Raw genomic sequence first — 14329 nt, forward strand, 5'->3', positions numbered from 1 at the left:
TAACGTATACCTAACCTGCCGAAAAATCAAAACAGCTGCGTCATCCGGGATTCCATCCTCCGTTAGTATCTTTTGCTCCATTACAATAAAACCTTCCCCTCACCGAGACCGCCCATCATCGCCACCTCCAGCCTCCCCCGACTGTTTCTTGAACTGTTCTGGCAACTCGGCATCCTGCTGGTGCCGGCCTTTTTCGTCACCGTGCTGCCGCCCCCATTGGCTTTGCTGGCGGTGGTGTTCTTCGGGCTGCTGATGGGCCTTGCCGCTCGCCTGGGCTTCTTGGCAATGGGCCGAGGCATTGCCCGGGTGACGGTCGGCGCCGTGTTTGGCCTGGGTTTCAGCCTGGGCCGCGCGTTACCCGAGTGGTGGGGCATCTTGGTGGCGATCGTCGGCATCATCGTCGGGCTCGCCTGCGTCAGCAGTTGGGAGCGCCGCCTTGGGTTGGCGCCCGTTTCCAGCAAAGGGCCGAGTGCCTGGGGTGGGAACGAGCCGCTGCTGACCCCTGAGGGCGAGCCGATCCGGGCGTTCAACCACGGCGAAATCGCCATGGGCGGCCCGACTTATTGCGACTATCTGTTCCCCGACGGTGTGCTCCTGCATGGCCTTGGTTCTTCGGCGGTGTTCTCCAGCGACGGGCGTTATTTCGCGGCACCGGTACCGTCCCGGCAAACATGGGGACTGGTGGTGCTCGACCGTCAGCAACGCCAGTTGTACCGCTGCGCCGACAGCGAACTCTGGGAGCTGGACGCTTTTGACCTCGACCTGTTGAGTGGACGCCATAGCCCGCTGGTGGATAACAGCGCTCGCGAAACCCGGCTCGATGAGCTGTTGCAAACGGCCAGCGTCACTCACCTGGTGCCGGTCGCCGATCTGTGGCTGGAAGCCGACTGTCGTCCTGAGCCGACCTTTGAGCGGCGCTCCGCTGATGGCCGGCAGTGCCTGCTGGGCAACCTATCATTGCCCTCGACCTTTCGTGACCTGGCCCAGCCACTGGATCCCCTGCTGTCGCCGCGCTACACCGTCAGCGTCAACGGGCAACCGTCCGACCTACTGATGGCCGCAGACGCACCGTTGATATGGAGCACCGATCAACGCGCCCTGGTGTGCCTGGCCCAGGAGCAAGGCGGTGAGGCGCAGGACGACCAGTATTGGTTGTGGCAGCTCGACACCGGCTGGCGCGTCCTGCCCTCACCTTGGGTAAAGAGTGCCACGGAACCGTCCTTCTACTGGCATGAGTTGCAGGGCCTCGACGCCGAACATGTGCGTATCGGCACGTACCTCGACTATCCGCGCCCAGGTTCCGGCCGCTACGGCTATCGCCTGGACAGTATCCACGGCGATACCGAAATCCAGGCCGGCCATGACGCCCAAGGCCGCGTACAAGTCGCTGAATTCAAACTGACCCGCATGACCCTTGCAATGCCGTTGGACAGTCCAGGGGGGCGAGGTGACTCGTTTATCGAGACGCAGCCGATGTTGGACGGTGTGCGTGCTCAGTTGATCTGGCTTGGCGACAATCGCGAGGGGCTCGGGGCTATCGCTGTCAGATCGGTGACTGGCACTTGCCAGGAAGTTGGCTGTTGGATCACCGCGTTTCAGACTGCGGACGCTACCTGGCACTGCTGCCTTTTGAAGGCTCAACGACAGTGACCACTCGCGGGGTGATTGCAGACGTGAAGGATCGACGCCTGCTGGAGGGGCCCGCCATGTGGGTGGAGCGCATACTCGATTTTCGTGATGGCCGGCTGAGCCTGGCGGTGGTTGCCGGTCGTCTTGACCAGGACCTGGACAGCAGCGCGCTGCAACGCTTCAACATCCCTGCGCCGCCGATCGGTGGCGATCCATCGTTCTTTCGTCCCGACGAACACTCCCGGCTGTTCTACAACACCGTGGAGCTGCAGGTGACAAACTCACAACTGCACCGCGTCGCTCCCTGGCGCCTGGTGGATCGTCCGCAAGTGGCCAACGCCGACGGTGACTTCATCCAGCCCGCCCCCGACCATCAGGATGCCGCCTGGCTGTTCGGCAGCGAAACGGAATATGCCGACAGTTGGGTGCGCGCGCAGACACCGCGGCTCGGCGGCCACCTGCTGACAGCCTCAGGCTGCGCACTGGTCGATCTGGCACCATCAATGATCTGGTCGACGGATAGCCGCTATCTGGCCCTGACCTGCATGGCAACCGATGTGACAGAACAGTGTGGAAGTTACCGAGGCTGGCAATTGCTGCTCCTGGATGTCCAGGAGCACACGTTGCGGGTGCATCCACAGTGGCTGGGCAACCGGCCGCTGTTTGAAAGCTTCCACGCCGAGCAGCTGCATGTACGGTGTTTCGAGCGCGATTGGGAAGCGCAAGACAATGACGATCCAGGCTCAGTGCAGTCGTTCCCACTGGACCTCTTGTTGCAGTTGCCCACCGAACAGCTGGTTTGCCAGGACAGTTTCTGGTTCAGGACTTCACAGGTACACCAGGCCCCCGCCTGGCACGCACTGGCCTTGCCTGCCATTAGCTATTTCACAGGTGAGCGGCTGTAACATGCTCGCCATCGAATGCCTGCGCCGGAGCCCACTTTGACTGATACCCGCCCTCCCGTCCTCGACGAAATCGATCGACAACTGATCGCGGCGCTGCAAATCAACGCCCGGGAAAGCGTCGCCATGCTCGCCCGGCAACTGGGTATCGCCCGCACGACCGTGACCTCGCGGCTGGCGCGGCTGGAAAAAACCAAGGTGATTACTGGGTACGGCGTGCGCCTGGGCCAACGGGTGATTGACGGCGGCTTGCAGGCGTATGTTGGCATCAAGGTCCAACCACGCTCCGGCAAGGACGTGCTGCGGCGCTTGAGCGCCATGGCCCAGGTCCAGCAGCTGTGCGCGGTCAGCGGTGAGTTCGACTATGTCGCCTGGCTGCGCACGGACTCGCCGGAACAGCTGGACCAGTTGCTGGACCAGATCGGCAGCGTGGACGGTGTGGAGAAGACCACCACTTCGATCATCCTCAGCAGCAAGATCGATCGAGGCCAGCCGGTCTAAGTCCTACAGGGAACAACGCGTAATCAAGTCGGAAAATTTCTACGTCATTGTCAAAGCCCTCTCTCCAATACTTCCAGATGCTCGTCATAGAGACGTTCAGCCAAAGGCACTCAAAATGCGAGTTTCTGTGGGAGCGAGCTTGCTCGCGATGACATTGGTTCAGTCACATCTTCATGACTGACAAGCCGCTATCGCGAGCAAGCTCGCTCCCACAGGGAACCCGTTTTGTCATTACGCTTTATAAGCACGTCAAAGTGACTGAAAGCAGTTAAAAACGACGACATATTGTGTCTTATTAACGTATTCCACACTCCCTAGAATGGCTGGCATCTTTCCTATACTCAGACGCGAACACCGCGTCGAGTCGCCCACCAAGGTCAGCCATGAACAAGAACAATCGCCACCCAGCAGACGGTAAGAAGCCCATCACCATTTTCGGGCCGGACTTTCCTTTCGCCTTTGACGACTGGATCGAGCATCCGGCTGGCCTGGGCAGCATTCCCGCCCACAACCACGGTACCGAAGTGGCGATCGTCGGGGCCGGGATCGCCGGTCTGGTGGCGGCGTACGAGCTGATGAAGCTGGGTCTCAAACCCGTGGTCTACGAGGCATCCAAGATGGGTGGGCGCCTGCGCTCACAAGCGTTCAATGGCGCCGAGGGGGTGATTGCCGAGCTGGGCGGCATGCGTTTTCCGGTGTCATCCACTGCGTTCTACCATTACGTCGACAAGTTGGGCCTGGAGACCAAACCGTTCCCCAACCCGCTGACACCGGCTTCCGGCAGTACGGTCATCGACCTCGAAGGCCAGACCTATTACGCACAGAAACTGGCGGACCTTCCCGCACTGTTCCAGGAAGTTGCCGATGCCTGGGCCGATGCGCTGGAGGATGGCTCGCGCTTCGGAGACATCCAGCAGGCGATCCGCGACCGCGACGTGCCGCGCCTGAAGGCGTTGTGGAACACCTTGGTACCCTTGTGGGATGACCGCACGTTCTATGACTTCGTCGCCACCTCAAAGGCCTTCGCCAAGCTCTCGTTCCAGCACCGCGAAGTGTTCGGCCAGGTCGGTTTCGGCACCGGCGGCTGGGACTCGGACTTCCCCAATTCGATGCTGGAAATCTTCCGCGTCGTAATGACCAACTGCGACGACCACCAGCACCTGGTGGTCGGTGGCGTCGAGCAGGTGCCCCACGGCATCTGGAACCACGTGCCGGAACGTTGCGTGCACTGGCCGCAAGGGACCAGCCTGAATTCGTTGCACCTGGGCGCCCCACGCAGCGGCGTGAAGCGCATCGCCCGCGCGGCTGATGGCCGGTTCAGCGTGACCGACGTCTGGGACAACACCCGCGAGTACGCCGCCGTGCTGGTCACCTGCCAGAGTTGGCTGCTGACCACCCAGATCGAATGTGAAGAAGCGCTGTTCTCGCAAAAAATGTGGATGGCCCTGGACCGCACCCGCTACATGCAATCGTCGAAGACCTTCGTGATGGTCGACCGGCCGTTCTGGAAGGACAAGGACCCGGAGACCGGCCGTGACCTGATGAGCATGACCCTGACCGACCGGCTGACCCGTGGCACCTATCTGTTCGACAACGGGGACGACAAGCCGGGGGTGATTTGCCTGTCGTATTCCTGGATGAGCGACGCGCTGAAAATGCTCCCGCACCCGGTGGAAAAGCGCGTGAAGCTGGCCCTCGATGCCCTGAAGAAAATCTATCCCAAGGTGGACATCGCCGCCCGGATCATCGGCGATCCGATCACCGTATCCTGGGAAGCCGACCCGCATTTCCTCGGCGCGTTCAAGGGCGCCCTGCCCGGCCACTATCGCTACAACCAGCGCATGTATGCGCATTTCATGCAGGACGACATGCCGGCCGAACAACGCGGGATCTTTATCGCCGGTGATGACGTCTCATGGACACCGGCCTGGGTCGAAGGCGCGGTACAGACCTCACTCAATGCCGTGTGGGGAATCATGAAGCACTTCGGCGGTGAAACTCACGCCGAGAACCCGGGTCCAGGTGATGTGTTCCGCGAGATCGGTCCGATCGCACTGCCTGAATAAAACGGCCCGAATAAAAGGAGTTATTGATGCGTGTAGCCCTCTACCAATGCCCGCCGCTGCCACTGGATCCGGCCGGCAACCTGCAACGCCTGCACCAGGTGGCGCTGGAAGCCAGGGGCGCCGATGTGCTGGTGCTGCCGGAGATGTTCATGACCGGCTACAACATCGGCGTCGACGCGGTGAATGTATTGGCCGAGGTCTACAACGGCGAATGGGCGCAACAGATCGCCCGCATTGCCAAGGCCGCTAACCTGGCGATTGTCTATGGCTACCCTGAGCGCGGCGAAGACGGGCAGATCTACAACGCCGTGCAGCTGATCGACGCCCAGGGCGAGCGCCTGGCCAACTACCGCAAGAGCCACCTGTTCGGCGACCTCGATCACGCCATGTTCAGCGCCGGCGACGCCGCATTGCCCATCGTGGAGCTCAACGGCTGGAAGCTCGGCCTCCTGATCTGCTACGACCTGGAATTTCCGGAAAATGCCCGACGCCTGGCCCTGGCCGGCGCCGAGCTGATCCTGGTGCCAACCGCCAACATGCAACCCTACGAGTTCATCGCCGACGTCACTGTGCGGGCCCGGGCCATCGAGAACCAGTGTTTCGTGGCGTACGCCAACTACTGCGGCCACGAAGGTGACCTGCAGTATTGCGGCCAAAGCAGCATCGCCGCACCGAATGGCAGCCGCCCGGCGCTAGCGGGGCTGGATGAGGCCTTGATCGTTGCTCAACTGGACCGCCAACTGATGGAAGACTCCCGCGCGGCCTACAACTACCTGCACGATCGCCGTCCTGAGCTTTACGGCGAGCTGCACAAACACTGATTGAGGATTGAGAACGCAGCCTAATCCGCTAGCATGAGCGCATCTTTGTTCTGGAAGCGCTCATGCCGGCCCCCGACTCCCTCCGCCCCCACACTGAAACCCTGGCCAACGGCTTGCGGGTGACATTGCGTCACGTCCCAGGCCTTAAGCGCAGCGCTGCAGTACTGCGAGTCGCGGCTGGCAGCCATGACGCGCCCCTGGCCTGGCCGGGATTGGCGCACTTGCTCGAGCATCTGTTCTTCCTCGGCACCGAGCGTTTTCCCGCTGGGGAGAACCTGATGGCCTACGTGCAGCGGCACGGCGGCCAGGTCAATGCACGTACCAGCGAACGCACCACGGATTTTTTCTTCGAATTGCCACCCGCAACCTTCGCCGACGGACTGGAACGACTCGGGGACATGCTCGCCCAGCCGCGCCTGGACGAAGCCGATCAGTTGCGCGAACGGGAGGTGGTGCACGCGGAGTTCATCGCCTGGTCCCAGGATGCCGCAGCCCAGCGACAGCTTGCCTTGTATGACGGCGTATCGTCGACCCATCCGCTGCGGGGTTTTCATGCCGGCAATCGCGATAGCCTGGCAGTGACGCAAGCCCAATTCCAAAGCGCCCTGCACGACTTCTATCGCCGCTTTTACCAGAGCGGCCAGATGACCCTGAGCCTGGCCGGCCCGCAAAGCATCGACGCCTTGAAAGCGCTGGCTGAACAGTTCGACAGCCACATACCTGCCGGCGAAGCGCTTGCCAGGCCGGCACCACCAAGCTTGATGGCATCATTGCAGTCGAGTTATCAACAGGCCCGCGAGGGTTACCTTGATCTGCTGTTCGCCTTCGAAGATTTGCACGCCGCCTCGCCTCAAGCCCTGGAATTTCTCTGTACGTGGCTGAACTCCAGCAAACCGGGCGGCTTGCTCGCCACGTTGCGTCGGCGCGGCCTGGCCGACAGCCTCAACGCCACCGCGCTGTATGAGTTTGCCGGGCAGGCGCTGCTGCACATCGAACTCAAGCACGCCAACGCCCAGACAGCGGCGCAGATCCAGCCGTTGCTGCGCGACTGGCTGGGGTTCTTTGTCGCCCAGGACGACTGGGCGCCGTTGCGCCAGGCGTTCACCGCACTGTTGCGGCGTCGGCAAGAGACAGGATCGGCCTTGCAGGTGGCCCGCTGGGACTGCGAAGGGCGTGATGGGTCGCTGTTGGCAGGCGACCTCCTGAGGCTCAGGGAAATCCTCAAGCAACTGCACCCTGCCGATAACGTCGCGGGGCAATGGCAACTGCCCGCGCCCAATCCGTTCCTGCAAACGCCAAGCGAAGCGCCCCGCGCCGGGCTGATACGCGGCCAGACCAGCGCCCACCGCGGCTTGCGAACCTTCGCCCAGGACCGCTCCCGGGGTCGACGGGACCGCTCGCCCATGCAGTTCAGCCAGGCGCTGCCAGACAACGGTCGTGAAGGCGCGGTGTACCTGCGTTGGCAACTGACGACCCAGGCAACGCCGGACTTTCAAGCCAGGCTCGACCGGCACCTGCAGGATGTGCGAGAGGATGCTGGCCAGGCCGGTGTGGACGTCAGCTTCGAGCCCTCTGGTCATCAATGGCTACTGAAACTGGTCGGCTTGCAGGCGACGATTCCGTTGGTGCTCGAACACGTTCTGAGCAAACTTGCGCAACCACTGTCAATGGCGCAAGTCGCTCACGAACCCCCGCCGATGCCGATTCGGCACCTGTTGAAGGCGTTGCCGAATCACTGCCGGCACGAACGGCAAGCATCAGCGTTGCCAGTGCCCGACAGCGACCAAAGCGTGTGGACAACGGCCCGATGGGACGGGCTGTCCATCGGCCTGTCGGCGGCCACCCAAGGGGCGTTGGGCCCGGCGTTGGCCCGGGTGCCGGGCATCGCCGGCGATGAGGCTAGCCTGGCGCCGGCGCCTCACGGGCAACGCCTCTGGCATACGCTCCAGACTCACGGCAAAGAACCGGCCGTGTTGCTGTTTTGCCCGACAGCCACCCCGACACTGGCCGACGAAGCCGCCTGGCGGTTGCTGGCACAGCTGTGTCAGACGCCGTTCTACCAGCGCCTGCGCGTGGAGTTGCAGTTGGGTTATGCGGTGTTCAGTGGATTGAAGCAAATCGATGGGCAAACCGGGCTGTTGTTCGGCGTCCAATCGCCCAGCCTCCAGGCGACGCAACTGAGCGCCCACATCGAACAATTCGTGGCGGGGCTACCGGCGTTGCTCCAGCAGCTCGATGATGTCTCCCTGACCGGCCAGCAGCAGGCGCTTGCCGCCCAACTCCAGAGCACCGCCCTGCCCTGCGCCCAGGCCGTCGAACTGCTCTGGCAGGGCAAGCTGGCCGGCCGCCCGTCGGATTATCTTGAGCAACTGTCCGCTGCCATCGTGTGCCTGGATCGCACCCGGCTACAACTGGCCGCCCAACGCCTGATCGAGGCTGAAGGGGATGGTATTGCCTGAGCAACGGAGCCTGCCCGGGCGAACACTGGCAAGCGGTGCAATGATCATTGCAGCGGCTGTAATGAGCTTTCTTCGAGAATCGCGGCGAACGAATATGTCAGATTTAGTAACATAGGCACCTAAGCATCTGAACATCTCCGAACGGAGGTGGACTATATGTATAGGTCTCACCCGTTCCATCTAACGAAAGCATCCCAACCAAAGGAGTATTCCCATGTTCTGGTCCAAACCCGCATATATCGACCTGCGTATCGGCTTCGAAGTCACCATGTACTTCGCCAGCCGTTGAATGCTGCAGGCGGTTAAGCACGCAGCACTACGCCTCGGCCAGCCGAGGCGTTTTTATTTCGGTTTGCAGATGGAGCAGCCATGTTCGTCCAGATTCTAGGTTCCGCCGCCGGCGGTGGTTTCCCCCAGTGGAACTGCAACTGCGCCAATTGCGCAGGTTTTCGCAACGGTAGCCTGCGGGCGCAGGCGCGCACCCAATCGTCCATCGCGATCTCCGATGACGGTGTGAGTTGGGTCTTGTGCAACGCCTCTCCGGACATCCGCGCCCAACTCCAGGGCTTCGCCCCGATGCAACCGGGCCGGGCCCTGCGCGACACCGGCATTGACGCGGTCATCCTGATGGACAGCCAGATCGACCACACCACCGGCCTGCTCAGCCTGCGTGAAGGTTGCCCGCATCAAGTCTGGTGCACCGACATGGTCCATGAAGACCTGAGCACCGGTTTCCCGCTGTTCAACATGCTCACCCACTGGAACGGCGGGCTGAGCTGGAATCGCATCGAACTCGACCAGAGCTTCACCATTGCCGCCTGCCCGAACCTGCGCTTCACCCCACTGCCCCTGCGCAGCGCCGCACCGCCCTATTCACCGCACCGCTTCGACCCGCACCCGGGCGACAACATCGGCCTGATCGTCGAAGACCTGCGCACGGGCGGCAAGCTGTTCTATGCCCCGGGCCTGGGCAAGGTCGACGAGTCGTTGTTGGCGATCATGGCCGGCAGCGATTGTTTGCTGGTGGACGGCACGATGTGGGACGACGATGAAATGCAGCGCCGTGGCGTCGGCACTCGCACCGGTCGGGAAATGGGCCACCTGGCCCAGAATGGCCCCGGCGGGATGCTGGAAGTGCTGGAGCAACTGCCCGAGCAGCGCAAAGTCCTTATCCATATCAACAACACCAACCCGATCCTGGACGAAGACTCGCCCGAGCGGGCTGAACTGGTACGCCGGAAGGTTGAAGTGGCTTACGACGGAATGAGTATTGAGTTGTAGGAAAGGCAGCACGATTGTGGGAGTGGGGTTGTGGTGTGTCAGTCAAGATTGATGCTGGCTGACAGGACGCTATCGCGAGCAGGCTCGCTCCCACAGTTAGTCCGAGTGGTAGTGGATATCTGATTCACAGCAAAACCAGTGTGGGAGCGAGCTTGCTCCAGGCGGCGATCCGACGATGGGGCCAGCCCTGACGCCACAGAACCCACAGGCATTCCCTGGAGACCGAAATGACTGATACCCCCCTGTCCCCACCAAGTTCGAAGCAGCCCTGCGTGCCAAGGGCGCGTACTACCACATCCATCACCCCTATCACGTGGCGATGTATGAAGGCCGAGCCACGCGCGAACAGATCCAGGGCTGGGTCGCGAACCGTTTTTACTACCAGGTGAACATCCCGCTCAAGGATGCCGCGATTCTGGCCAACTGCCCGGATCGGGAGATCCGCCGCGAGTGGATCCAGCGCCTGCTCGACCACGACGGCGCGCCCGGCGAAGACGGCGGCATCGAAGCCTGGCTGCGGCTGGGCCAGGCGGTGGGCCTGGACCCCGATCAACTGCGCTCCCAGGAGCTGGTGCTGCCCGGTGTACGTTTCGCCGTGGATGCCTACGTCAACTTTGCCCGCCGGGCCAGTTGGCAGGAAGCCGCCAGCAGCTCGCTGACCGAACTGTTCGCTCCGCAGATCCATCAATCGCGCCTCGACAGCTGGCCGCAGCACTACCCGTGGATCGACCCGACCGGTTACCAATACTTCCGCACTCGTCTGGGCCAGGCCCGGCGCGATGTGGAGCACGGCCTGGCGATTACCTTGCAGCACTACACCACCCGCCAAGGGCAGGAGCGCATGCTGGAAATTCTCCAGTTCAAACTGGACATCCTCTGGAGCATGCTCGACGCCATGAGCATGGCCTACGAATTGAACCGCCCGCCCTACCACAGCGTGACCGGGCAACGGGTGTGGCACAAAGGGATCACCTTATGAGTTTCGACCGCAGCAAGACCCCGCGCTGGCGCCCCGGCTATCGCTTCCAGTACGAACCCGCACAGAAGGGTCACGTGCTGCTCTATCCTGAAGGCATGATCAAGCTCAACGACAGCGCTGCGCTGATCGGCGGCCTGATCGACGGTGAACGGGATGTCGCGGCCATCGTCGACGCGTTGGCGAAGCAGTTTCCCGACGTCCCGGAGCTCGGTGACGACATCGAGCAATTCATGGAGGTCGCCCGTGCACAGCACTGGATCGAACTTGCCTGACACCCCTGGCCTTGCGCCCAAGCCTGAAGTCGGCTTGCCGCTGTGGCTGCTGGCGGAGCTGACCTATCGGTGCCCGTTGCAATGCCCGTATTGCTCCAACCCGCTGGATTTTGCCGAGCAAGGCAAGGAACTGAGCACCGAGCAATGGTTCAAGGTCTTTCGCGAGGCCCGAGAGATGGGTGCCGCGCAACTGGGTTTTTCCGGCGGAGAGCCATTGGTGCGCCAGGACCTGGCCGAGTTGATCGGCGAAGCGCGCCGGCTGGGTTTCTACACCAACCTGATCACCTCCGGCATCGGCCTGACCGAGCAGAAAATCAGCGACTTCAAGAAGGCTGGCCTGGATCATATCCAGATCAGCTTCCAGGCCAGCGACGAGCAGGTGAACAACCTCCTGGCCGGCTCGAAGAAAGCCTTCGCGCAAAAACTGGAGATGGCCCGGGCGGTGAAGGCTCACGGTTATCCGATGGTGCTGAACTTCGTAACCCATCGGCACAACATCGACAAGATCGATCGCATCATCGAGTTGTGCATTGCCCTGGAAGCCGACTTCGTCGAGCTCGCCACCTGCCAGTTCTACGGCTGGGCGCAGCTCAACCGCGCCGGCCTGCTGCCGACCAGGGAACAACTGGTGCGCGCCGAGCGCGTCACCAACGAGTACCGCGCCAAGCTGCAAGCGCAAGGCAATCCATGCAAGCTGATCTTTGTCACGCCGGACTATTACGAAGAACGCCCCAAGGGCTGCATGAACGGCTGGGGCAGCATTTTCCTGACCGTCACGCCGGACGGCACGGCATTGCCCTGTCACGGAGCCCGCCAGCTGCCGGTGCAATTTCCCAACGTGCGCGACCACAGCATGCAGCACATCTGGTACGACTCGTTCGGTTTCAACCGCTTTCGCGGTTATGACTGGATGCCTGAACCGTGCCGCTCCTGCGATGAAAAAGAAAAGGACTTCGGCGGCTGCCGCTGCCAGGCATTCATGCTCACCGGCGATGCCAGTAATGCCGACCCGGTGTGCAGCAAGTCCGAACATCACGGGGTGATCCTGCAGGCGCGTGAAGACGCCGAGCACGCCACACAAACCATTGAACAGTTGGCCTTTCGCAATGAACGAAACTCGCGCCTCATCGCCAAAGGCTGAGCCTTTTAGCGCCGCCCAGGCCGTTGCCGCCGGCACCGACTTCGCCGAACTGCAGCTCGGGCCTTTGGGCCTGTTCTGGAATGAGTACCGCCCCGCAGACGGCGCCTGCCGGATCTGGCATTGGCAAGACGCCATGCCCCGCTGCCTGACACCGGACGGGTTCAGCGCGCGCAGCCGGGTCTATGAATACGGCGGCGGGTCATTCTGCCTGAGCCATGACGGTGTGCTGTTCGTCAATGAAGCCGACCAGCAGCTGTACCACCAATCCCTGAACGACAAACGCCCCGTGGCGCTGACCTCGGGTGACTGCCGTTATGGGGATCTGAGCTTCGCCGATGGCCAGGTATTGGCGGTGGAAGAACAGGCCAACCAACATCGCCTGGTGTCGATCGGCTTGGCAGATCATCAGCGGCATCTGCTGGCCGAAGGCGCAGATTTCTACGCGTCCCCCACCGTGAGCCCGGACGGCCAGCGGCTTGCCTGGATTGAGTGGAGCCGCCCACATCAACCCTGGACCGCAACGCGGTTGATGCTGGCCGAGCGCAACGCTGCGGGGTGGGGGGAACCGCGCTGTGTCGCGGGCAACGGTGAAGAAGAGTCCATCCAGCAACCGCGCTTCGATGCGGCCAGTCGTCTTTATTGCCTGACTGATCGCGGTGGTTATTGGCAGCCTTGGACAGAGTCGGCCCAGGGCCTGGAGCCGCTGCCTGCCGCCCAAGCCGATCACGCCCCAGCGCCGTGGCAACTGGGTGGCTGCACCTGGCTGCCACTGGGCGCACACACGTACCTGGCCAGTTGGACCGAAGCGGGTTTCGGGCGCCTGGGCCTGTGCCACAGTGACGATGCCGGTGAGGACTTCACCGGCACCTACACCCGCTTTCGCAGCCTGGCGCTGGATGAGCGGTTCATCTACGCCGTTGCAGCCTCGCCGACCCGCCCATCGGCGGTCATTGCCATTGAGCGGCATAGCCACGAAGTGGCCGTGCTGGCCGGCGGAATCACGCCATTGCCCGTCGAACAGATCAGCCGTCCTAGAACCCTGCGCTATCCATCTGCCTCAGGGGAAGCCCACGGGTTCTTCTACCCGGCCATGAACACGCCCGCGAAGCCTCCATTGGTGGTGTTCATTCACGGCGGCCCCACCTCGGCCTGTTATCCCCTGTTCGACCCGCGTATCCAGTATTGGACCCAGCGCGGCTTTGCCGTCGCCGATCTCAACTACCGCGGCAGCAGCGGTTATGGCCGGGCCTATCGGCAAGCGTTGCATTTGAATTGGGGTGTGGTGGATGTCGAGGACGCCTGCGCGGTGGTCGCCTATCTCGACGAACAAGGCCTGGTCGACGGCCGTCGTGCATTTGTTCGAGGCGGCAGTGCCGGTGGCTACACGACCCTCTGCGCCCTGGCATTCCATGATGTATTCCGGGCCGGCGCCAGCCTCTATGGCGTGAGCGACCCTGTCGCCCTCAGCCGTGCCACGCACAAGTTCGAAGGTGATTACCTGGACTGGCTGATCGGCGATCCGCAACAGGACGTCGAACGCTATCACGCCCGCACCCCACTGCTGCACGCTGGGAACATCCGCGTGCCGGTGATCTTTTTCCAAGGTGAGCTGGACGCGGTGGTGGTACCGCAGCAAACCCGCGACATGGTCAGTGCTCTACAGGCCAATGGCGTCACGGTGGAGGCGCACTACTACCCGGATGAGCGCCACGGTTTTCGCAAGGCCGCGAACCAGGCCCATGCGCTGGAGCATGAGTGGTTGTTCTATCGCAAGGTGATGGATAGCGACCTATAGGATGCCAAAAACCTGTGAGAGCGAGCTTGCTCGCGATAGTGGTGTGTCAGTCTATGGAAATGTCGACTGGGCCATGGCTATCGCGAGCAAGCTCGCTCCTACAGGGGTTTCCATAGATCAATTCAGCGCTTGGCGATGATATACACCGCATGCACGATGCCCGGGATATAACCCAACAGCGTCAGCAGGATATTCAGCCAGAAAGCTCCGCCAAAACCGACCTGCAGGAACACCCCCAGTGGCGGCAGCAGGATGGCGATAATGATGCGAATGAAATCCATGGATGACTCCTGATTGGCGATGGCTACATTGCCACATAGCTCATTGACCCACGACCGCTCGTCAGGGTTCAGTGAAAAAACAATCAGGCAGGACTAGGCAGCCGAACGGCTAAATCCGCACACGACAAAAAACGCAGGCAAAAGAAAACCCCGCCGAAGCGGGGCTTTGCAGACTGTTTCCCTGACATCCATTTCACTCCGC

Annotated in this window: 12 protein-coding genes and 1 pseudogene; 12 read left to right on the forward strand and 1 reads right to left on the reverse strand. The window is 62.0% G+C overall.

Features of this window, described 5'->3' with window-relative positions; all coding sequences use genetic code 11:
* Nucleotides 1-72 precede the first annotated feature (72 nt).
* From KI237_RS30665 to KI237_RS27720, 12 genes and pseudogenes are all read left to right on the forward strand, one after another.
* The gene (locus KI237_RS30665) at nt 73-1650 is read left to right on the forward strand and encodes a hypothetical protein (RefSeq protein ID WP_249410670.1); all 1578 of its coding nucleotides are present in this window, start codon (nt 73-75) and stop codon (nt 1648-1650) included.
* Nucleotides 1647-2534 (forward strand): hypothetical protein, encoded by an 888-nt coding sequence (locus KI237_RS30670; protein ID WP_249410671.1) that lies wholly within the window; start codon nt 1647-1649, stop codon nt 2532-2534. The genes KI237_RS30665 and KI237_RS30670 overlap by 4 nt, the downstream gene beginning before the upstream one ends.
* Nucleotides 2535-2570: 36 nt before the next feature.
* A complete protein-coding gene (locus KI237_RS27675) occupies nt 2571-3032 on the forward strand; it encodes an Lrp/AsnC family transcriptional regulator (RefSeq protein ID WP_018607342.1) in 462 nt (153 codons plus the stop codon).
* Between the two features lie 383 nt (nt 3033-3415).
* Nucleotides 3416-5098: a flavin monoamine oxidase family protein gene (locus tag KI237_RS27680; protein WP_212797859.1), complete on the forward strand. Its 1683-nt coding sequence runs from the start codon at nt 3416-3418 to the stop codon at nt 5096-5098.
* Between the two features lie 26 nt (nt 5099-5124).
* Nucleotides 5125-5919, forward strand: a complete 795-nt coding sequence (locus tag KI237_RS27685) for a carbon-nitrogen hydrolase family protein (RefSeq protein WP_212797860.1) — start codon at nt 5125-5127, stop codon at nt 5917-5919.
* 62 nt (nt 5920-5981) lie between these two features.
* A pseudogene (gene pqqF, locus KI237_RS27690) lies at nt 5982-8422 on the forward strand (pyrroloquinoline quinone biosynthesis protein PqqF).
* Nucleotides 8423-8592: 170 nt separating this feature from the next.
* The gene (gene pqqA, locus KI237_RS27695) at nt 8593-8667 is read left to right on the forward strand and encodes a pyrroloquinoline quinone precursor peptide PqqA (protein ID WP_212800704.1); all 75 of its coding nucleotides are present in this window, start codon (nt 8593-8595) and stop codon (nt 8665-8667) included.
* 80 nt (nt 8668-8747) lie between these two features.
* On the forward strand, nt 8748-9659 hold the full coding sequence (gene pqqB, locus KI237_RS27700; RefSeq protein ID WP_212797862.1) for a pyrroloquinoline quinone biosynthesis protein PqqB: 912 nt from the start codon (nt 8748-8750) through the stop codon (nt 9657-9659).
* A 268-nt stretch (nt 9660-9927) separates the two neighbouring features.
* Nucleotides 9928-10638, forward strand: a complete 711-nt coding sequence (gene pqqC / locus KI237_RS27705) for a pyrroloquinoline-quinone synthase PqqC (RefSeq protein WP_212800705.1) — start codon at nt 9928-9930, stop codon at nt 10636-10638.
* Nucleotides 10635-10910 carry a pyrroloquinoline quinone biosynthesis peptide chaperone PqqD gene (gene pqqD / locus KI237_RS27710; protein ID WP_212797863.1) on the forward strand — a complete coding sequence of 92 codons (276 nt, stop codon included), beginning with the start codon at nt 10635-10637 and terminating at the stop codon, nt 10908-10910. The genes pqqC and pqqD overlap by 4 nt, the downstream gene beginning before the upstream one ends.
* Complete coding sequence (gene pqqE, locus KI237_RS27715; RefSeq protein ID WP_212797864.1) at nt 10882-12051, forward strand: pyrroloquinoline quinone biosynthesis protein PqqE; 1170 nt, start codon at nt 10882-10884, stop codon at nt 12049-12051. Before pqqD ends, pqqE begins: the two co-directional genes overlap by 29 nt.
* Nucleotides 12017-13846: a S9 family peptidase gene (locus tag KI237_RS27720; RefSeq protein ID WP_212797865.1), complete on the forward strand. Its 1830-nt coding sequence runs from the start codon at nt 12017-12019 to the stop codon at nt 13844-13846. Before pqqE ends, KI237_RS27720 begins: the two co-directional genes overlap by 35 nt.
* Nucleotides 13847-13968: 122 nt before the next feature.
* Here the strand turns inward: KI237_RS27720 and KI237_RS27725 are convergent, their stop codons facing one another.
* Nucleotides 13969-14127: a YqaE/Pmp3 family membrane protein gene (locus tag KI237_RS27725; RefSeq protein ID WP_003177654.1), complete on the reverse strand. Its 159-nt coding sequence runs from the start codon at nt 14125-14127 to the stop codon at nt 13969-13971.
* Nucleotides 14128-14329 lie beyond the last annotated feature (202 nt).

It is taken from the genome of Pseudomonas sp. St316 (assembly GCF_018325905.1).
Lineage (GTDB): Bacteria > Pseudomonadota > Gammaproteobacteria > Pseudomonadales > Pseudomonadaceae > Aquipseudomonas.